Annotated in this window: 19 protein-coding genes and 1 pseudogene; 8 read left to right on the top strand and 12 right to left on the bottom strand. The window is 71.7% G+C overall.

The window, feature by feature from the left end:
* Positions 1–553: quinone oxidoreductase family protein (locus ACVNF4_RS03350; protein ID WP_461801123.1), on the bottom strand; the 553-nt coding region annotated here is incomplete at its 3' end.
* A gap of 140 nt (positions 554–693) precedes the next feature.
* Between ACVNF4_RS03350 and ACVNF4_RS03345 the strand changes: the two genes are divergently transcribed.
* The gene (locus tag ACVNF4_RS03345) at positions 694–1,017 is read left to right on the top strand and encodes an ArsR/SmtB family transcription factor (RefSeq protein ID WP_461801122.1); all 324 of its coding nucleotides are present in this window, start codon (positions 694–696) and stop codon (positions 1,015–1,017) included.
* Between the two features lie 2 nt (positions 1,018–1,019).
* Here ACVNF4_RS03345 and ACVNF4_RS03340 read toward each other — a convergent pair whose 3' ends face one another.
* Together ACVNF4_RS03340 and ACVNF4_RS03335 are read right to left on the bottom strand one after the other, a co-directional pair.
* Positions 1,020–4,184 carry a family 78 glycoside hydrolase catalytic domain gene (locus ACVNF4_RS03340; RefSeq protein ID WP_461801121.1) on the bottom strand — a complete coding sequence of 1,055 codons (3,165 nt, stop codon included), beginning with the start codon at positions 4,182–4,184 and terminating at the stop codon, positions 1,020–1,022.
* Between the two features lie 251 nt (positions 4,185–4,435).
* The gene (locus ACVNF4_RS03335) at positions 4,436–5,386 is read right to left on the bottom strand and encodes a helix-turn-helix transcriptional regulator (protein WP_461801120.1); all 951 of its coding nucleotides are present in this window, start codon (positions 5,384–5,386) and stop codon (positions 4,436–4,438) included.
* A 198-nt stretch (positions 5,387–5,584) separates the two neighbouring features.
* Between ACVNF4_RS03335 and ACVNF4_RS03330 the strand changes: the two genes are divergently transcribed.
* The gene (locus ACVNF4_RS03330; protein WP_461801119.1) at positions 5,585–7,312 is read left to right on the top strand and encodes an amidohydrolase; all 1,728 of its coding nucleotides are present in this window, start codon (positions 5,585–5,587) and stop codon (positions 7,310–7,312) included.
* Positions 7,313–7,463: 151 nt separating this feature from the next.
* On the opposite strand, the gene ACVNF4_RS03325 is transcribed toward ACVNF4_RS03330, so the two are convergent.
* Complete coding sequence (locus tag ACVNF4_RS03325; RefSeq protein ID WP_461801118.1) at positions 7,464–8,252, bottom strand: hypothetical protein; 789 nt, start codon at positions 8,250–8,252, stop codon at positions 7,464–7,466.
* 62 nt (positions 8,253–8,314) lie between these two features.
* On the opposite strand from ACVNF4_RS03325, the gene ACVNF4_RS03320 reads away from it, so the two are divergent.
* Together ACVNF4_RS03320 and ACVNF4_RS03315 are read left to right on the top strand one after the other, a co-directional pair.
* Complete coding sequence (locus tag ACVNF4_RS03320; RefSeq protein ID WP_461801117.1) at positions 8,315–9,565, top strand: VanZ family protein; 1,251 nt, start codon at positions 8,315–8,317, stop codon at positions 9,563–9,565.
* Positions 9,566–9,624: 59 nt separating this feature from the next.
* Positions 9,625–10,407: a DUF4344 domain-containing metallopeptidase gene (locus tag ACVNF4_RS03315; RefSeq protein ID WP_461801116.1), complete on the top strand. Its 783-nt coding sequence runs from the start codon at positions 9,625–9,627 to the stop codon at positions 10,405–10,407.
* Between the two features lie 32 nt (positions 10,408–10,439).
* Here the strand turns inward: ACVNF4_RS03315 and ACVNF4_RS03310 are convergent.
* A pseudogene (locus ACVNF4_RS03310) lies at positions 10,440–10,667 on the bottom strand (ArsR/SmtB family transcription factor); the annotation flags it as partial.
* A 51-nt stretch (positions 10,668–10,718) separates the two neighbouring features.
* Here ACVNF4_RS03310 and ACVNF4_RS03305 point away from each other — a divergent pair.
* Positions 10,719–11,597 carry an exonuclease/endonuclease/phosphatase family protein gene (locus ACVNF4_RS03305; RefSeq protein WP_461801115.1) on the top strand — a complete coding sequence of 293 codons (879 nt, stop codon included), beginning with the start codon at positions 10,719–10,721 and terminating at the stop codon, positions 11,595–11,597.
* Here the strand turns inward: ACVNF4_RS03305 and ACVNF4_RS03300 are convergent.
* Both ACVNF4_RS03300 and ACVNF4_RS03295 read right to left on the bottom strand, forming a co-directional pair.
* Entirely contained in the window at positions 11,563–11,862 is a 300-nt protein-coding gene (locus ACVNF4_RS03300; protein ID WP_461801114.1) for a DUF6193 family natural product biosynthesis protein, read from the bottom strand. The genes ACVNF4_RS03305 and ACVNF4_RS03300 overlap by 35 nt on opposite strands.
* 4 nt (positions 11,863–11,866) lie before the next feature.
* A complete protein-coding gene (locus ACVNF4_RS03295) occupies positions 11,867–12,241 on the bottom strand; it encodes a VOC family protein (protein WP_461801113.1) in 375 nt (124 codons plus the stop codon).
* A gap of 115 nt (positions 12,242–12,356) precedes the next feature.
* Here ACVNF4_RS03295 and ACVNF4_RS03290 point away from each other — a divergent pair, with 115 nt between their 5' ends.
* Positions 12,357–13,271 carry an alpha/beta hydrolase fold domain-containing protein gene (locus ACVNF4_RS03290; RefSeq protein ID WP_461801112.1) on the top strand — a complete coding sequence of 305 codons (915 nt, stop codon included), beginning with the start codon at positions 12,357–12,359 and terminating at the stop codon, positions 13,269–13,271.
* A gap of 71 nt (positions 13,272–13,342) precedes the next feature.
* Here ACVNF4_RS03290 and ACVNF4_RS03285 read toward each other — a convergent pair whose 3' ends face one another.
* Complete coding sequence (locus tag ACVNF4_RS03285) at positions 13,343–14,197, bottom strand: alpha/beta hydrolase (protein ID WP_461801111.1); 855 nt, start codon at positions 14,195–14,197, stop codon at positions 13,343–13,345.
* A gap of 302 nt (positions 14,198–14,499) precedes the next feature.
* On the opposite strand from ACVNF4_RS03285, the gene ACVNF4_RS03280 reads away from it, so the two are divergent.
* Positions 14,500–15,069 carry a hypothetical protein gene (locus ACVNF4_RS03280; RefSeq protein ID WP_461801110.1) on the top strand — a complete coding sequence of 190 codons (570 nt, stop codon included), beginning with the start codon at positions 14,500–14,502 and terminating at the stop codon, positions 15,067–15,069.
* A gap of 209 nt (positions 15,070–15,278) precedes the next feature.
* A complete protein-coding gene (locus ACVNF4_RS03275) occupies positions 15,279–15,470 on the top strand; it encodes a hypothetical protein (RefSeq protein WP_461801109.1) in 192 nt (63 codons plus the stop codon).
* 2 nt (positions 15,471–15,472) lie between these two features.
* On the opposite strand, the gene ACVNF4_RS03270 is transcribed toward ACVNF4_RS03275, so the two are convergent.
* The 4 genes from ACVNF4_RS03270 to ACVNF4_RS03255 form a co-directional block, all read right to left on the bottom strand.
* Positions 15,473–16,336 carry an SDR family oxidoreductase gene (locus ACVNF4_RS03270; protein ID WP_461801108.1) on the bottom strand — a complete coding sequence of 288 codons (864 nt, stop codon included), beginning with the start codon at positions 16,334–16,336 and terminating at the stop codon, positions 15,473–15,475.
* A 20-nt stretch (positions 16,337–16,356) separates the two neighbouring features.
* A complete protein-coding gene (locus tag ACVNF4_RS03265) occupies positions 16,357–17,307 on the bottom strand; it encodes a sigma-70 family RNA polymerase sigma factor (RefSeq protein WP_461801107.1) in 951 nt (316 codons plus the stop codon).
* Positions 17,308–17,328: 21 nt separating this feature from the next.
* Positions 17,329–18,513, bottom strand: a complete 1,185-nt coding sequence (locus ACVNF4_RS03260; RefSeq protein WP_461801106.1) for an NAD(P)/FAD-dependent oxidoreductase — start codon at positions 18,511–18,513, stop codon at positions 17,329–17,331.
* A gap of 164 nt (positions 18,514–18,677) precedes the next feature.
* Entirely contained in the window at positions 18,678–19,646 is a 969-nt protein-coding gene (locus ACVNF4_RS03255) for a glycoside hydrolase family 6 protein (protein WP_461801105.1), read from the bottom strand.
* Positions 19,647–19,780: the final 134 nt, after the last annotated feature.

Genomic DNA, 19,780 nt, shown 5'->3' with positions numbered 1-19,780 from the left:
GCCTGCGGATGTGGGGCGGTTGCGTGAAGTCGGGGCGCGGCGGGGGCTGTTGGTGTTGGAGGAGGGAGACGGGGAAGGGGCCGTCGACGAGATCGCTCAGCGGCGGGAGCGCGGCGCCGTGCACGAGGACCGTCTCGCCGGCGCGCAGCCGGCCGATCTCGTGGAGCACGGCATGGGCGGTCGGCAGGACGGTGGGCAGTGCGGCGGCCGTCCGCAGGTCGAGACCCTGCGGGAGGGCGACGGTGGCGTACGCCTCGGCGCGGACGACGTCGGCGTACCCGCCGCCCGGCAGGAACGCGGCGACCTCCTGGCCGGGGACGAGCCCGGTGACGCCCTCGCCGACGGCGCGGATCCGCCCGGACACGTCGAGCCCCGGGCGGAACGGCAGTTTCTCGACGCGGTAGCCCTCGGCGCGGGCCTTGAGGTCCGCGAAGTTGACGCCCGCGTAGGCGGTGTCGACGGTGACCTGGCCGGGGCCCGGTTCGGGGATCTCGGCGTCGACGGTCTTGAGGACCTCGGGGGCGCCGAACTCGTGGATCTCGATCGCGCGCATGGGCGGACACATCCTTCGGTCGGGGGAGCGGGCATGCCTCGGAGCGCTCGCCCCGCAGTCCGAGTGTTCAACGGGAGGCGAACACTCGGACTGTAAGATATCCGTCGAACACTCGGCAACAGGCTTCTCGGGAGGGGACCGTGTCCACGAGCCACCGCACCGCCCCCGTCCACACCCACCCCGACGAGGTCGACCTCCTCACGGCCCTCTCCGCCGTCGCCGACCCCGTCCGCATCCAGCTCCTGCGCGAAATCGCCGGCGCCCCCGTGTGGACCCGCGGTTGCGGCGGCTTCGACGTCTCCGTCGGCAAGGCCGCCCTCAGCCACCACTTCGCCGTCCTGCGCGGCGCGGGCCTCGTCGAACAGCGGGACGAGGGCCCGCGCCGGGTCAACCGGCTACGGCGCGAGGAGTTCGACGCCCGCTTCCCGGGGCTGCTGGACCTGGTGCTGCGGGACGACGGCTGACGTCAACGCCGGTCGGGGGCGGTGAACTCGTGGACGCCGGACCGCACCGCGTACACCGCCCGGTCCCCCTCCAGCCGTTCGAACCGGGCCCCTGCGGAGGCGCTCGGCGGGACACGGCCCCCGGTGGGCACCCGGACCTCCGCCGTGGTGTTGGGCGGGATCTCGACGCGCAGCCGGAACGTCCCCCGCTGCCGGGTCCAGCTGGTCGCGGCGACACCGTACGGGGTGCGGTAGCTGCCTTCCGCGGAGGTGAGGTCGCCGACCGGACGCGGGTCGATGACCAGGTGGCGGTAGGCGACGCCGCCGCGCGGCTGGCGGATCCCGGCGAGCGCGGTGTGGAACCACTCCTCGATCTGGCTGAGGATCATGTGGTTGTTGGAGTAGCGCAGGTCCCAGGTCTCGGGGAGCGTGGTGAGGCCGTCGGGCTGGGCGGTCGTCGGCCGCAGGAAGTAGCCGTAGCTGGGGAGGGTGTCCTCCTGGAGGACGTCCCACAGCACGTCGTCGTGGCCGCCCTCGTGCAGGGACCTGATGATGGGGGCGAGCCCGATCGTGCCGCCGCCGAGGTGCGCGCCACCGCCGTTCGGACGGTAGCCGCGCACGAGCTCCACCAGTGAGCCGAGGACCCGCGCGCGCTCCCCGTCGGGGACGAGCCCCTCGTCGAGGGCCAGCGCCTGCGCGGCCTGCGTCGCGCCGGCCGGACCCGCGTCGCCCTGCGCGGTGTAGCGGCCGAGGGCCCGGTTGTAGAACGCGTCGTTGAAGGCGCCCCTGATCCGGTCGGCCAGGCTGCGGTACTCGGCGGCGTCCGCCCTGCGCCCGAGGAGTTCGGCCATCCGCGCCATCCGGTCGGCGACCTGGTGGTACCCCCAGGTCCCGGTGATCCGCCCCGACGTCGCCTCGCTGGAGAACCAGTCCGCGAGAGCCGCGTCCACGATGTGCGCGTCGGCGCCGGTACCCGCCTTGCGGGTGCGGATGTAGGTGAGGAACGCCTGCATCTGCGGGTAGGACCGGGCCATCGTCTGCGTGTCGCCGTACGTCACGTACAGGTGCCAGGGGACCAGGACGATGCCGTCACCCCAGTTGATCTCGTCGCCGTAGCGGCCCGTGTAACCCCAGTCGTACACCGGCGTCTTGAGGGCCACGTTCCCGATGTTGTCGCCCGCCCTCGACTGGCCCTCCACCAGGTGCCGCTGCATGGTGCGCAGATAGGCGTCGTAGCGGAAGACGCGGTGCAGGGAACCGAAGGGCTGGAGGTAGTCGGCCGGGTAGGCGAGCTTCTCGCGGCCGGGACAGTCCGTGAACGTCGACATGAGGTTGCTCATGACCGAGTACCGGCACATGCGGTGGATCCGGTTGATCCGCGCGTTCGACGTCCGGACGTCCCCGGCGGCCGGGACGTCCGCGTGGATCTGGAGGCCGGTGACGGTGTCCGCGGTGGGCGTGTAGCCCTCCGGCAGGCCGGTGACCTCGACCCACCGCATGCCGAAGTAGTGGAACTGCGGCTGCCAGGTCTCGCCCCGCCCGGCGCCGTACGCGGTGTAGGAGGCGAACACGTCCGTCCCGCGCACCGGGCCGCCGCCCATGACCGACGTCTGGTCGACGGTGCCGTCCGCGTTCAGGGACTCGGCCGGCCGCACCCGCACCGTCGTCCCGGCCGGGAGCGGGGCGAGGGTGAGGCGGGGCCAGCCGGCGAAGTTCTGCCCGAAGTCGAAGACCCAGACGCCGGGTGCGGGCTGCTTCACGCCGACGGGACGCAGCTCGTCGACGACCCTCAGCGGTTCGGCGTTGCGCCACACCAGCTCGGTCGTCAGGTTCGGCGGCGGCGCGAACCCGGCGTCCGTCCACCCCACCGCGCTGCCGTCACGCCGCCGCGCCGACGCACCCAGATCCGCACCCGGCGCCGTCCAGCCCGGCTGCTCGCGCCGGGCGTCGTAGTCCGCTCCGGAGTACCAGTTGGAGGTCGTCGTCGCCCCCAGCGCCGTCCGCCAGGACCGGTCGCTGACGACGGTCTGCACGGTGCCGTCCCCCCGCGTCACCTCCAGCCGGGCGATGAGCCTCGGCGACACGGCGGCGCCCGCGCTGGGATCGGTGCTCGCGAGGGAGTTCCCCGACCCGGTGACGGCCGCCCCGTCGGCGTGGGCCGAGGACAGCCCCGGCGTGAAGGAGATCGAACTCCCGCCGGTGTCCAGGGCGGTGATGGTCCGTGACTCCAGCCGCACACCCCCGTCACCGGTGTCGATGTTGACGGTGCCGCCGACATGGAAGTTCGCGACGCTGCTCACCTTGACGGCGGTGGCGTTCCGCCCGACGGCGCCCACCAGCGTGCCGGCGCCCTTGAACTGGCTCTGCCACCAGGAGTACGGGGCGTTCCTGCCGGTCGCCGCGTTCGTGACGGACCGGGTCACCAGCGCCGTCCCGTGGCCCAGTTCGACACCGAGCGTGTTGTCGCCGGGCCGCACCAGGGCGGTCACGTCGTAGGTCCGGTACTCCACCGACAGCTGGTAGTTGGAGTTGCCGGGGGCGAGGACCTCGTCGGTGACCGCCCGGCCGTTGACGCGGGCCACGTGCAGGCCGACGCCGGAGAGGTACAGCCGGGCCCGCGCGACGCGGCCGGGCACCCGGAAGGCGCGGGCGAACACCGGCAGCGGCTGCTCCAGCGCGCGCCCGGGGTGCTCGATCCAGCGGGCCTGTCCCCAGTCGGCACGCCGCAGCAGCCCCATCTCCCACGACGCGGGACGGCTCCACGGCGTCACCCGCCCCGTGCCGCCCCACACCCGCACCTGCCACACCACCGTGTCACGCGAGCGCGGCGCAGGCCCCCGCCACACGATGTCGGTCTGAGCGGCGGAGGCCACCCGCCCGCTGTCCCACAGCCACCGGCCCGCCGCCAGATCCCGCACGGAACGCGCCGCCCGGACCTGGTACGCGCTCTGCGTCCACGCGGCCGGGGCCTGAACGACCCGCCAGCTCAGGCGGGGTGAGGGGTCGTCGACCCCGATCGGGTTGTCGGCACGTCCGTCGACGGCCAGGTCCGTGACCTGCGTCGTACCGGTGTCGGCGCTCGCCGCCGGAATTCCGGGCATCACGGGCAGCGCCCATCCCGCCGCCGAAGCGGCCATCGTGCCGACCACACGTCTGCGACTCGGGGAACCGGTCACCTCTTCGGGCATGCGAAATCTCCTGACCCAGGGGGTGGTGGACGTCTCGAACCGACGGTTCGACGAGGGCGCGGTCCGGGCTGCTGCGGCTCTGTTCTCCCGTGGAGCGCAGGTGTCGGGGCGGCTCCGCACCCTGCGGTGGGGTGACGGTACCCACGAGGCGCACAAGACCCAAGGATCACCGCCGTACGACGTCAATAACGCGCCGCTCCTTCACCCTTCGGGTTCAGGCCGACTCCGGTGTTGACGCGGGCTGTTCGAGGTCAGCGTTCGACGAAGCGGGGGACGTCGTCCGGGGCCGGACGGAGCAGGCCGGCGCGGACCGCGAGGGCTGTGGCCTCGGCGCGGGAGGCGGTTCCGGTCTTGCGCAACACGTGTTCCACATGGGTGTGCACGGTGCGGGGGGAGAGGAAGAGGGCCTCGGCGATGGCTTGGTTGGTGCGCCCCAGAGTGGCCAGAGTGAGTACCTCCAGCTCGCGCGGGCTCAGCCGGTACGGGGGTTCTCCCGGCGTCTCGACCACGAGCACCGCGTCCGTGCCGGGGAGGCGGTGCCGGTGCAGGACGACCCTGTGCCAGCCGCCGTCCCACGGCCACAGCAGCCGCAGCCGCCGCCCGCCCGACTCCGCGAAGGCCCGCACCAGCGTCCGGAACTCCTCGTCGTCCAGGGCCCGTACGCGGTCCCGCCCGGGTACGCCGACGATGCCCGCGCCGGTCACCAGCGTCGCCGCGCCGTCCTGCGGCTCCAGCGGTTCGTCCGTACGGGGCAGCGGGTCGGCGAGCGCCGCGAGGGCCGGCAGCACCGCCGCGAGCAGGCGGCGCGCGTCGGTGTCGTACGCGTGTGCGTCCACGGTCGACAGGTGGACGAGCCCGACGAGCCGCTCCTCGTGCCGCAGGGCCCCCGTCACCCCGTCCCGGAACCCGGCGGGGCGGACCCGCTCGGTGTAGAACCGGCCCTGCCGGAAGCGGCCCGTGTCCTGGGAGATGGACGGCGGGAGGTCCTGCCGGACGACGGTGTCGTACCACGGGGTGGCGACGAACTCCCCGGCCAGGGACTGGGAGAGGGCGGCGGTGTAGCCGATGCCGGCGAGCTGGACGTGGTCGCCGGTGAGGGGGTTTCGGGTCAGGAGGGTCGCGGCGTCCAGGGGGAGCGCGGCGGAGAGCTCGGCGAGCGCCTGGGCGCAGGCCGCCGCCGTGTCGCGTTCGCGGGTGAGCATGCCGATACGGGTGGCCGCCGCGAGCTGGTGGTGGCTGGGCAGGGGAGCCTCCCGGACGCCGGGTTGTTTGACGCCTAACGATATGAGGGGCGCTTTCGGACGACAAGGCGCTCGGTACATCTACGGATGGCGGTGTCACCGGCGTGGGGATTTCCTGTTCGGCACACCTTCCTGCCGCTCGCACGAGAGAGGTCTCCCATGGCCGACAGCGCCCCGACCCTCATCCTCACCGGTGGACAAGTCCTCACCGTCGACCGTGAGTTCACCGTCGCCGAAGCGGTTGCCGTGCGCGGCCGGGACATCGTCGCCGTGGGCACCGACACGGAGATCCGCGCGCTGGCCGGGCCCGGCACCCGGATCGTCGAACTCGACGGACGGACCGTCCTGCCCGGCATCAACGACTCCCACCTCCACGGCGCCGCCTACGGGATGACGCGACCTCCGTTCGCCCTCGACGTCGGCCTGGGGTCGGTCTCCGGCATCACGGCCCTCGTGGGCGACGCGGTGCGCACCGCGACGCCGGGGGAGTGGATCGTCGGGCTCGGCTGGGATGCCGGGTACCTGGCGGAGTGCCTCGCCGACCCGGGCCGCTTCCCGCACCGGCGCGACCTCGACGCCGTCGCCCCCGACAACCCGGTCTGCCTCACCGACTTCTCCCAGCACATGGTGTGGGTCAACACGGCCGCGCTGCGCCGCTGCGGCGTCGATGCCGGGACGGTGGCGCCGGCGGGCGGAGTCATCGACACCGACGCCGACGGCGAGCCGACCGGCATCCTGCGTGAGGGCGCCGCTCGGCTGGTGCAGGAGACGTTGCCCCGGCCGACGCCCGCTCAGCGGCGGGCGGCCGTCGAGGGGGTGGTCCGGGAGCTGCACTCGCGGGGGATCACCAGTTACACCGAGCCGGGGCTCGGGCCGGGGGGCGGCGGGGCGCTCAGTACGGACAACTTGACCGTGTACGCGGAGCTTGCGGCTGAGGGGGTGTTGCGGGCACGGGTGAGCGTGCTGTTGCTGCCGGCTCCGATGGGGGGTGGGGCGGGGGATGTGCGGGAGGGGTTGGCGGAGTTGTGCGGGGGGTTGGCGGCGGGTCGGGACGGGGAAGTGGCCGGTGGTCTGAGTCGGCCCTCTTCCCCCGACCCCCGCGTGCTGAACATCATCGGCGTCAAGATCTTCGCCGACGGCGTCCCGCCGAACCGCACCGCCTGGATGAACGAGCCCTACTCCGACGGCAGCCACGGCGCACTCTGCGTCCACGGCGACACCCCCGCCCTCCAGGTCGAGGAACTCCGCGAGATGACGCGGATCGCCCACGAGGCCGGCTTCCAGCTCGGCATCCACGTCACGGGCGACCGGGCCATCGACACCGTCGTCGACGCCCTGATCGACGCCGACCGGGCCGCTCCCCGCCCCGACGCCCGCCACTACGTCATCCACGGCGACTTCATCAGCCCCGGCAGCCTCACCAAACTCGCCGCCCACGGCTACGGCGTCAACATGAACCCCGCGATCAAATGGACCGTCTCCGACCACATGGACGAGGTCGTCGGCCCCCGACGCTCCGCCTACCAATGGCCCGTCCGCTCCGCCGCCGACGCCGGCGTCACCGTCTGCGCCAGCTCCGACGCCCCCATCACCACCCCCGACTGGCGCCAGGGCGTCGCCTCCATGCTCCTGCGCGAATCCAAGGCCAGCGGTCGCCCCAGCGGCCCCGACCAGTGCGTCTCCCTCCCCACCGCCCTCCGCGCCTACACCTCCAACCCCGCCCGGCAGGACTTCGCCGACGACTGGAAAGGCACCGTCGAGCCCGGCAAGGCGGCCGACCTCTGCGTCCTCGACCGACCGCTCCTCGGGCTCGACCCGCACGACATCACACAGGTGGAGGTCGATCTCACGGTGTTCGACGGGGAGGTGGTGTACGAACGGCCGTGACGGGGGCGTCGGCACGGAACTTCGTTCGGACGACGCCTTGAGCGTGGCAGAGTTCCCCGACCACGGCCGGCCTTCCCGGAACGTCCGCCGGCGGCCACAGCCGCGCGCACCGTCCCGTGGTCGGCGCCCGCCGCAACGACCGTGCCGGCATTCACCGCAGGCGCCTCGACGGCGGGTCAGCGGTGATGTCGAGGCGACCGTAGTCCTCGACATAGGTGGCGATCATCTCCAGCAGCGCGTCGGCACGGTGGCGGTCGTCCTGCTGGGCGCGCAAGGACTTGTCGGCCGCGTGGAGGCGGGCCAGGGCGGCCGGTTCGCCGTCCACCAGGTCGTCGATCACTGGCGTGGTGATCAGGTCCAGGCATTCGGTGAACAGCCGGCGGGTGGCAGGTGCCGGCGGGCCGGGGTCGGGGGCAGCGAACCCGGTGGTCAGGTACCGCACGGGGTCGGAGACGGTCCAGCCGACGACGGTGTCGTGCTGCACGAGGAGCGTCACGTCGGGGGCGATGCCGATACGGGCGTCGAGCGGCCTCTCCAGGACGTCCGGATCCCGCAGACAGATCAGCGCGGCGTCCTCGGGAGCGCGGCACAGCACCGCGCACATCTCGTGCCGGAACCCCTGGACTTCGTCCGTGCGGAGCCCTCCCGGGCGTACGGCGGGCAGGTCGGGAAGCCGGGTGGAGACCTCGCTGAGCCACGACGTGTACGGCAGCTGGAGCTCGACCCCGACGAGGTTCCCGCTGTCCGGGGTGAACCGGAAGACGTCGGGAAAGTCCCACAGGAAGTCCTGGCTGCCGAAGGTGTCCGCGAGGAACTGCTCACGCTCCCTCACATCCGTGTACGGCGCGATACACACCGAGCCGGTGGTGAAGCGGGGGGTGATGCGCAGCGGATCGTCCGTCACCGTCGCACGCCGGCCTCCGTCGAACGACACGTTCATGGTCCCTCATCTATTCTGCTGGGCCGGGGCCGAAGAGCCCTTCTCGACTTCAAGGGCCATTTGTGATCGAAGCGTCAATATCGGCTGTTCCGGGCCTTGTGGCAACTTTCCTGGTTTCAGGTGCTCTTTTAGCCGTCCCGGTGGCCTTTCTGATGAAATCCCGAGGAAAGCCGTGGCGGCTGAGTGTGACATTCTCCGCCTATGTCGCCGGAATTCTGTCCGTCACCCTGCTGCCGGGAAACGCGGGGCTGGAGGCGGCGCAGTGCGACGTCGGTGCTCCGGTGCACATCCTCACCGACACCAGCTCCCTGCTGAACATCGCTCTCTTCGCCCCGGGCGCCCTCTTGGCCGTGCTCGTGTTCCGCCGTCCGGCGACCGCCGTGGCTTCGTTCGTGTGCCTCAGCGTCGGCGTCGAACTCATTCAGGCCATGACGAATCTAGGCCGCTCATGCAGCGTCTCCGATGTCGCCGCCAACGCCACGGGCTCTGTGATCGGCGCCTTCGCCGGGGTTCTGTGGCTGCGCTTCCGCCGGAGGACGCCCCGGCGCCCGGCGCGCGATCTTCTCTGGGGCGTGAGTGTGCTTGCCGTCGGCGCCGCCTTCACCGTGTTCTTCCAGACCCGGATCGACCACGTCGACATCGTGGCGATGGACGATGCCCGGCAGGCCCGTGGGCAGACGGCCGAGGAAGCCATCGTGTGGATCACTGATGCGGCCACGGCCACCTTCGGTGCCGGCACCCGGATCCTCGGCAGCGCCGCGGAGACGTCGGGGAAACGCGTCAAGGTCACCGCCGACACCGACCGTGGCGACATCGTGGGGTGGTGGCCGGAGAAGCACCTCGAACAGGCGCGGGCGAAGAACAACCGCGCCGATGACGGCGACGTCGGCCAGGACGAAGCCGCTGCCCACGCCGAGCGGTTCGCGCGCACCTGGTTTCCCGACAGCGTGAAGGACAGCCGACGCCAGATCCGCACCCTCGGTGAAACACCGGGACAGACCTATCTCGTGACGTACCGACGGTACCGGGACGGCGTCATGATGCCGATGCGCCTGAACATCACCGTCACCCCCGCGAAGAGGATCACCGGATTCACCGCCCGGCACACAGCCGACCCCCAGCTTCCCACCGTCACCATCGACGAGCCCCAGGCCCGCAGCATCGCCCACGGGCAACCGGAAGGCCGGGCACCAGGACCCGCACTGCTCCTCGCGCAGAAGGTGGGCGGCGTATGGCGGCCCGTCTGGCTCATCGGGAGCGCAGAGCAGGGGGTAGCCGTCGACGCCGTGACCGGGCGTCGTGTCACCGGTTGAGGGAGGACGCGCGTCGGCGTGGGGCTGGGTACGGTCGAGGTCGGCGGAGAGGGGGGCTCGTGCGGGACGGGGCGGTGAGGACGGCGGTGGCCGTGGTGCTGGTGGCGGTCATCGGGGGTGCCGGGTGCCAGGACGCCGGGGAGCGCGAGCGGTCCGGCGGACAGGGTCCGGTGCTCGTGGCCCGGTACGAGGAGCCGGCGGACGAGGATCAGGGGGACGCCGCGTTCCTGCGGAGGCGGAGCCCGGTCGAGGATGCCGCTGCGGACGTCGCCGGACTGGTGGAGGTGCAGCGGCCGGTGGACGTCGTCGTACGGTCCTGCGGCGGTGAGGGGGCCTCCTACGATCCGGAGACCCGGACGATCGAGCTGTGCTACGAGGAGGTCTCCGAGACACGGGACCTGTTCCGGCAGGCCGGGCGCTCGCGGAGCGACGACGACGTCGAAGCGGTGTTCCTGGAGACCGTCTTCCACGAGACCGCCCACGCCCTGATCGACGCCCTCGCTCTGCGGTTCACCGGCCGAGAGGAGGACGTCGCGGACCGGTTCGCGGCGCTGATGCTGCTGGACAAGGGCACGGCCGGCGAACGGCAGTTGCTCGCGGCGGCACAGGCGTGGCGACTGTGGGCGGAGTCGGACGACAGCCCCGGCGACGAGCACTCCTCGGACCAGGACCGGTACGTCGACGAACTCTGCTGGACCTACGGCTCCACTCCCGCACGCCACCGTGACCTCATCGGCCCGGACACCCTCCCCGCCGCCCGCGCGGCAGGCTGCGCCCGGGAATGGGCCACCCTGCGCGACACCTGGCGGACCGCACTGGGACCGGCGCTGCGCGCGAGATGATCAGGTGCCCGACGTGTCGGTGCGGACGCCCGGTCTCGCCTGCCGTGCTGGAGCAAGGCGGCGCCGAGCGGGGTCAGTGTGTGCAGGACCGTGTTGGCATGCCGGTGACTGGTGATCAGCCCGGCGTCGCGCAACAACGTGGTGTGGTGGCCGGCCGTCGTGGGGGTGACCCCCGCGCGCCGGGCGGCCTCGGTCGTGGTGGAGCCGGACGCGGCCGCGCGCAGAACAGCCGCACGGGTGGGACCGAGCAGGCGGCACATGCTCACCACAACGGCCCCATATCTGACGGATACGAGAAGCGAGGAGAACTTTTGTTCCGCCGATTGATCGCCGCAGTGGTGGTGATGGCCGGGCTGACAGCGGCGCTCGTCGTCCCGGCCTCCGCCACCGACTTCCCTGCGGCCACCACGCCCTTGGTCTCCTGGAACATGCAGGGGGCCAACAACGGCGACCCGAACGGCAGCAAGTGGAGCAGGGTCCAGGGGATGGCGTTGCAGGTGCCGATCCTGATGCTTCAGGAGGTCGGCCCGCAGCCGCCCAACAACAGCAGCGCACAGCCCAGCCTGACCTTCACCACGACCGACAGTCAGAACGTCACACATCGGCACACGGTGCTGCACAACACCTGGCGGGTCGCCAGCAGCAGCCGCTCCGACGAACCGGACCGGCAGGTCTACTTCCTGCCGACCGCCGACGACGCGACCAACCCGCGCCGGCTCGGCGGCCGGGTCAACACCGCGCTCGTCCTGATGGAGCGGCCCGACGAGCTGATCGTCGTCGGCAACCCGGTCGACGCCGGGCGGAACGCGCTCGGTGCGCGGTTCGGCAACGAGTGGTACTTCACTTTCCACGGTCTGTCCGGTGGCGGCGGTGACTCCGGGGCGATGCTGAACGCCATCGACGACCGGATCGACGTGCTCGCGACCGAGCGCGGAGTGACCTACAACGCGACGGTAGGCGGTGACTTCAACGTCGAGCCGCAGATCCTCAGGGAGCGCGACAGCTTCCCGCCGACCATGCGGCTCCATGGCAACCGCGGGGGTCTGGCGACCCACATTCATGGCCATGAGCTGGACTACTTCGCCACCACCCACTTCGACCACGGTCTGACGGTCACGGTCACGGTCCGGACCGAGCCGGGGCGACCACCCCGCGTCACATGTCGGGCAGGCCGCTCAGCATCGACTTGACCGCCGCCGCCGCGCCGTCCGCCTCCTCGACCCGGCCGTCGGCGAAGGTCACCTGGTACCGCCCGTCGCCGAGCGGTCTGGTCCGGGGGAAGTCGCGACAGACCGGCGGCGCGGCCCGGCGGCTGAACGTCAGCCAGAACATGGACCTTCCGGGAGACAGCGCCCGCAACCGCGGCTGCCTGAACGCGGCTTCGACGAGTTCCCGCCAGTCGGCGTCCTGCCGACGCGCGGCGGACTCGCGCATCATCTGCCAACGACCCTGCACGTCTTCACCCCGCTCGTTCCGACGCGCTGCGCAGAACGCAGAATTCGTTGCCCTCGGGGTCCGTGAGGACCGCCCAACCGGTGCCGTCCGGGTTTCGGCGGTCGGTCAGGAGGGTGGCGCCGAGGGTGAGGAGGCGTTCCACTTCCTGGTCGCGGGAGGTGTCGGGGCGCAGGCAGAGGTGGAGGCGGTTCTTGGTGGTCTTGGGTTCGGGGACCTCGTTGAAGTAGAGGACCGGGCCTTCCGGGAGGAGGACCTGGATTTCAGGGTCGCCGGGGCGGTCCTCCGGGTGGAGGGGGCTGCCTGTCACCTCGCTCCAGAACCGGGCGAGTCGGTAGGCGTCCGCACAGTCGATCGCCACATTCTGCAATACCGAGACCATGGGCGTGAGCTTGTACGAAATCGGCTCCGGGCGCCACTTGGATCGTCGACGGTTGAAGGTACGGTCGTCGAGGGCATGATCGCGAGCACCCGCCACATCACACCTGGGAGCCACCGTGCCGCTCGACCCGTACCTCGCCGACCGTGTCCACTTCCTGTCCGGCCACACCTGGGACGACGTCCAGTCCGACCCCGAAGTCGCGCGCGGGTTCAAGGAGTTCTTCACCGACCCCGGCGAGTGGACCATGCCCGACGTCGCCGTGACCGACCGGACCGTACCGGGCCCGCACGGCGAGATCCCCATACGCGTCTACACCCCCGCCCACCCCCGCCGCGCCCTCCTGTGGCTGCACGGCGGCGGTTTCATGGGCGGCGATCTGGAGATGCCCGAGGCGCACCTCGTCTCCGCCGAACTCGCCGCCCGCGCCCACGCGACGGTCGTCTCCGTCGACTACCGCCTGGCCGTGGACGGCGTCCGCCACCCCGTCCCGGTCGACGACGCGCACGCGGCCTGGCGCTGGTTCGCCGAGACGTACGACGGCCCGCGTGCCCTCGGCGGAGCCAGCGCCGGCGCCGCTCTCGCGCTCTCCACGGCCCTGCGTGCGCGTGACGGTGACGAACCCCGCCCGGACAAGCTCCTCCTCGCCTACCCCTTCGTCCACTTCCCGACCCCCGCCCTGGACGACGAAACCGCCGCCGCCATGCGGGAGTTGCCGACGATCCTGCGCTTCTCGACCGCCGACATCGAGCACATGGTCCGCAACTACGTCGGCCGCCTCACCGCCCTCCCGCCCGAGGCCCTCCCCGGCGCCGCCCCCCTCCACGACCTCCCCGACACCGCGATCCTCCTCTCCGAGTACGACGACCTCCGCCCCTCCGGCGACCTCCTCGCCCGCCAACTGGAGGAGACAGGCGTCCCGGTCCGCACCTGCCTCGCCGCCGGAATGCTCCACGGCCACCTCAACCGCACACCGTCCCTCAAGGAAGTCGACCGCTCGCTGGACTTCTTCGCGGAGACATTGACCCGCTGAGGAGCGAGGGGACCGGGAGCCGTTCGAGGCCGGAAAGGAGGGCGAGGATTTCGACGTCGTCGTTCAGCCCGTCACTCCGTTCCGGCCGCGTTGAAGGGGTACAGCGTGCGCAGGCCCTCGGTGAGCGTGTACGGGAACGCCGAGCCATGGGTCTGGCCGGGGTACACGCGGGTGGTGAGGTCCAGGGACGGGTAGTCGCGCAGGCGCAGGAGCTGGGTCATGCGGGTCGTCGAGCCGACGATGTCGGCGGCGGCCAGGAAGGGGTCGGTGAGTTCCGCCTCGCCCGCGCCGAGGAACACCTGCGCGGGGAGGTCGTCGTGGGTGGCGGCGTAGTCGGCTTCCAGGGTGAACAGGAGGTCCTCGCAGCCGCTGAGGGCGGGGCCGGCGGCGAGGTAGCGGGTGAAGGACGACGGCCGGGACAGGAGGGCGTACCCGACGAAGTGTCCGCCGCCGGAGAAACCGACGAGGCCGTGGTCGTCGTCGAACCGGAACTCGGCGGCCAGCCGGGGACGCAACTCGTCGACCAGGAACGACAACAGGGCATCGGCACCGCCGCCACGCGACGGCGTGTCCTGCGACAGTGCTGCCATGCGCGCGCCGCCGGGCCCGGCGTTGACCCACTTGGGCCTCGGATAGAAGTCGTAGGTCCGACGCGAGCTGAACTCGGTGTGATCGCTCTCGTCGGGAGCGCCGACGCCGACCACGACGAGTTCGGCGACCTCCTGCACGGTGCGCAGCCAGTTCAGCAGGCCGATGACCAGCGGGAAGCTGAGGGACGCGTCCGTCACCCAGAGGACCGGGTAGGCGCGGTCGCCGTCCTCGTACGACGGGGGGAGCGCGATGCGCACGTCGTGCGGCCAGGGCACCTTCGTCCCCTGTATCCGCCGGGTGGGCAGAACCTCGTACGTGTGCCGGGGCAGGGACACCGCTACCTCCTGCTGGAAGCGTAGGACGATCCGGACGACGGTCGATGGTGCGCGCCCGTCCGCCGCTCCGGCGGGAGCCACGCCGGAACGCGGCCCGTACAACGACGAGTTCGAGGAGCGTCCCGGCGCACGTCCCGCACGGCTACCCCGGCCGGGGTGAGGTCGGGGGCGTGCGGTTCGCCGGGAGTGCTCCGGGTACTCTCCCGCGCCCGTTGACTACTGAGCGGAGTCATTTGAATACTTAACGCTACGAAGTTCGGACGGGCTTCGAGAAGGCATTCACCGGGTCGAGAGGTGAACACATGGAATCCGCGACAAGAGACGACGGCGTGAGCAGGAGCGGGCCGGACCGGCGGACGGTCCTCACGCGGGGGCTCACCGCGACGGCCGTCGCACTGACGGGCGCCGCGCTGACAAGTACGGCGGCGGGCGCGGCGGTCCGCGCGAACCAGTCCGACTGGCGTTTCTGCACGAAGTGCTACGGCATGTACTTCCGCGGCTACCCCACCGACGGCGCCTGCCCCGCGGGTTCCGGTCACGACGCGGCGGGCTTCAACTTCAACCTGCCGCACGACATCCCCGAGACACCGACCGCCCAGCACAACTGGCGTTTCTGCACGAAGTGCTTCGGCATGTTCTTCTGGGGCTACCCGACCAACGGCCGCTGCCCCGCCGGAAACGATCACGCGGCGGCCGGGTACGACTTCGTCCTGCCCCACGACATCGCGGAGACGGCCGGCACACAGCGCAACTGGCGTTTCTGCTCCAAGTGCTTCGGCCTCTACTACAACGGCTACCCGACCAAGGGCCGCTGCCCGGCGGGTGACGCGCACTCCGTGGCCGGGTACGACTTCGTCCTGCCGTACATCTGAGGTCGTCCCCGCCCGAAGCGTGCCGGGGGCGGCATCCCAGACGCTCACATACCAGCAGGTCAGGGAGGGTGGGACGGTTCCACCCTCCCTGACCTGCCGACGGCCGTTGCGCCCGGCCGCTGTGACCGCTGATGCTCTTGGTGCCGCCCGGGGCCGGGCCGACCACCCGGCGGCCACCACATCCACGCACTCACCCACGGGGGACAACCATGACCATGAGCATCCGGACGACCGCCCTCACCGCCTTCGTCGTAGGCGCCCTCGCAGCCGGCGCGGTCCTCATGGCGCCGACCGCCGACGCCGCACCGAAGCCCGCCGGCCCCAAGTCCTGGACCGCCGACCCGGTCACCGAGGGATTCGCCGAGCCCCTCGGCACCCGCGTGACCGTGGAGGGCGTGTAGTCCTACGACTGACGGCACCGCGAGACAACCTGATCCGCCGGTCCCGACCGGGCGACTGCCCGGGAGAGGAACCGGCGGGCGCCGCGCAACACGTACCGGGAGGAGCGACTTTCGAGGCGCACATCGAGCGCCCCCGCAAACCCGCTCCCGGCCCGCAGCCCCACAGGAAGCCGCGAGGCATCGAGCCCATCACGTTCGGCGATGAGAACGCCCAGCTCATGACGGCTCACAGCGTCGGCTCCCGCCAGATGACACACGCCCCGCGCCTCACCGAAAGCGAGCTCCAGCAGCGCCGCGGCGAGATCGGTGACGTGGACAGGGCAGCGGATGTCGTCGGAGAACAGGACGCCGTCCCGGGTGCCGGCCGCGAGGTCGTGCACCAGCCGCACATGCGGTGACCGGAGGTCACCGATGATCAGCGAGGTGCGAGCGACGACGGCATCCGGGGCCACGAGGCGAACCCCCGTCTCCGCTGCGGCCTTTGCCGCGCCGTAGGGGGTGACGGGATCCGGGAGACAGGACTCGTCGTAGTGGACACGGGTGCCGGAGAACACCGCGTCGCTGGACACGTGGACCAGACGGCACCCGTGCTCCACCGCCGTCGTCGCCAGCCGGATCGGCCCTTCGGCCGTGACCGCCCAATCGGCCTCACCGCTCGACGCGTTGACGATGAAGCGCGGGGCGACCTCGGCCACGACCGCTTCGAGCTGCTCGGGGCGACGCAGGTCGAGGGCGTGCCAGGCGACCTGAGGGGAGCTGCCGGGCCTCGTCGCGAAGGTGGCGGCTGTCGGGTGCCCGGCGGTGGCGGCCTGGCGGATCAGCTCCGCGCCCAGCAGACCGCTGCCGCCGATGATGAGGATCGTCATGGAGTGACACGGTAGGCCGGTCACCACTCGGCGATGAGGGGTGTGTCCGGGGTGTACCGCTGCCAGGATTCGGTGAGGCGGGTGAGGCGGGTGGGGGCGGCGATGCCGCGTACGGTGGTGATTTTGTCGGCGGTGAGGTCGAAGGTGATCGTGCCGGCGATCTTGCCGGAGGGGATGAAGAGGAGGGCGGGGGAGCCGTTGAGGAGGGCGTAGTGGACGGCGGAGGTGCCGCCGGCGAGACGTTGTTTCGCGGAGGTGGATCGGAGGCCGGCGCGTGCTGCGGCGGCGACGCGCTGTGGGGTGTCGTACCGGAGGAGCTTCTCGGTGAGGCCGGCGCCGTCGGAGATCGCCGTCGCGTCGTCGGTGAGGAGGGCCACGAGCCGTTCGGTGCGGCCGGACGTGGCGGCGGCGAGGAACTCCTCGACGATTCTGCGGGCGGCCGAGGGGTCCACTTCGCCGCCGCGGCGTGCGGCGGTGATGCGGTGGCGGGCCCGGTGGAGGTGCTGCTGGCTCGCGGACCGAGTGATGTCGAGGATCTCGGCGATCTCGGCGTGCTGGTAGGAGAACGCCTCGCGCAGGACGTAGACGGCCCGCTCCAGCGGTGACAGGCGCTCCATGAGCGTCAGCACGGCCAGCGAGACCGACTCGCGCTGCTCGAACGTCGCGGCAGGGCCGAGCATGGGGTCGCCGTCGAGGAGCGGTTCCGGCAGCCACGCGCCGACAGAGCGTTCCCGGCGGACCGGCGCCGAGCGGAGCCGGTCGAGGCACAGGTTGGTGACGACCTTGGCCAGCCACGCCTCCGGCACCCTGATCCGCCGCCGGTCGGCGCCCTGCCAGTGCAGGAACGCGTCCTGCACGACGTCCTCCGCGTCGGCGGCGGAGCCGAGCAGCCGGTACGCCAGTGACGCCAGCCGGTTCCGGTCGGCCTCGAACCGACCGGTGTCGAAAAGATCGATGGCGGTGCTGTCCACGCGGATCACCCTAACCAGAGGCTACGCGGCGGCGGGCGCGTTCTGCGGGGCCGTCAGGCGCTGCCTGCGCCTGGGCAGGCCGAAGGTCGGGTGCGAGGTGGCCCACAGGGCCATGCCGATGATGCCGTGCTTGAGTCGCGCGACCTTTCGGCCGCCGAGGAACTTCGGCTTCGCGCGCCCTTCCCCGTCGACCATCTGGAAGATCCCGTCCAAGCGCCCGAGGCTGATGTGGTTGCCCACGTACTCCAGCTTGGTGTTCCGGACCTCACGGCCGGTCAGCCGCCCCACGACCGCCTCCACGGCCTGCCGCCCGGTGTAGCCCGCCGAAGCGCAGGACATCGGCAGCGGACGGCCGTTGTCCCCGACGGCGTGGACGCTGTCGCCGACGGCGAGGACGTCCGGGTGCGAGACCGACCGCATGGTGCGATCGACGACGATCCGGCCGTCGCCGGTGACCGTGAGACCGCTCGCGGCGGCGACCGGCCCGACCGCGAACCCGGCCGTCCACACGGTCGCGTCGGACGCCAGGACGGTGCCGTCCGCACACAGCACCCGCGTGGCCTCGACGGCTTCGACCCGGGTGTGCTCCAGCACCGTGACCCCCAGCCGCCCGCACGCCTCACGCAGATGACGGCGGGCGCCGGCCGAGAGCGAGGCCCCCAGCTCACCGCGGGCGATCAGCGTCACGGACAGTCCGGGCCGGGACTCGGCGATCTCGGTGGCGGTTTCGACGCCGGTCAGCCCGTCACCGACGACGAGCACACTCCCGCCGCGCCCCTCCAGACTCCCCAGCCGCTCCCTCAGGCGCAGCGCCGAAGGCCGGGCCGAGACGTCGAAGGCGTGCTCGGCGACACCGGGGACACCGTGGTCGGCGCCTCGGCTGCCGAGCGCGTACAGCAGCGTGTCGTAACCGAGTTCACCGCCGCCGGCGTCGTCCGCCACGGCGACGGTGCGACGGTCGGGGTCGACGGCGGTGACCCGGGCGACCCGCACCCGTACCCCCGTGCCCGCGAAGACCTCGGCGAGCCGTGGCGCCTCGATCTCCTGCCCGGCCGCGAGCTGGTGCAGCCTCATCCGCTGGACGAAGTCCGGCTCCGCGTTGACGACGGTGATCTCGGTGTCCGCCGGAGCCAGCCGACGCGCCAGGGTCCCGGCCACGTAGGCCCCGGCATAGCCGGCACCGAGGACGACGATGCGGTGCTTCATGTGATGCTCCTGTCGGTTCGCCTGTGCTCTGTCGGTGACTTGAGCGGGGCAGCGCGCCGATTCCTGACAGGAAGCGTGTGTGATGTGGGTCATAGACCCGGCAAGCGCCTCCGCCGTGGCCCGAACCCGCAGTGCGGGCGGGTCGGGCCACGGCTGTCCGGGGGTCAGTAGCCGTAGATCATCTTGTAGGCGACCTCGGGGAGGAACTGCCCGGCGGAGGAGCCGGAGCCGACGCCGCAGTTGCCGTCGGACTCGCCGGGGGTCTTGATCCACAGCAGCATCTCGGCGCCGCCGCCGCCCATCTGGGTGGGGGTGCCGATCTTGCGGCCGGCGGGGTTGCACCACTGGCCGTTGGAGCCGTTGCCGTTGCGGCTGGTGTCGACGACGAACGGCTTGGTGTAGCCGTAACGGGCGCTCAGCTCACGGTTCACGGCGTTGCCGTAGTTCGTGTTCTCGGCGGTCGTGAAGTAGTTGGAGATGTTGAGGGAGAAGCCGTGGGCCTGCCGCAGACCGGCGTTGTTGAGGCGCTGCGCCATGGTCGCGGCGTCGGCCCAGCCGGGGTTGCCGGAGTCGAGGTAGACGAAGGCCCTGGGCGCCTGGCGGCTGAAGGTGGAGAGCGCGCCGGTGAGCATGTTCTGGCGCTCGGTGATCTGCGCCTGGTTCATGCAGCCGTAGTCCCCGAGGGAGTCGGGTTCGAGGATGACGACGGCCTCGCGGTTGCCGATCCCGCCGGCGAACTGGGAGATCCAGGTGGAGTAGGCGGACGGCGAGGACGCCCCGCCCGCCGAGTGCCCGCCGCAGTAGTCACGGTTGTAGACGTTGTACGCGACCATGATGGGCAGCTTGTTCGCGTTCGCCGCCGCCCCCGCGTACGACCCCGCGGCGGTGCCGATGGCGCCGCTCCAGGAACCGAACCAGCGGGCGGCGGGGGTGTTCGCGAGCGAGGAGTTGATGGCGGACGCCCGGCCGTCGCCCGAGTTGGCGTTGACCCACTGCCGCGCGCTGGAGTTGGGGTCGACGTAGAACCCGTTGGCCTTGAGGGCCGGGCCGGCCGCTTGGCTGGACGGCGCGACGGCGAGCGCCAGCGGCAGCGCGAGCAGGGCCGCCGTCAGGGCGCGGAACTTTCGGCGCATGGATGTACCTCGGTCTCCTGGTGGGGGTGCGCCGCCCACCCTCGTCCAGGGCGGGCGGCGCAGTGAGGAAGTGCGGCGGTACACGTCCCTCGATGCCGGCGGCTCTCCGGCGGGACGACACTGCGGCCGACCGG

This window comes from Streptomyces sp. S6 (assembly GCF_054880855.1).
The sequence above is the reverse complement of the archived record's forward strand: the minus strand, read 5'-3'. Positions and strand labels throughout refer to the sequence as shown.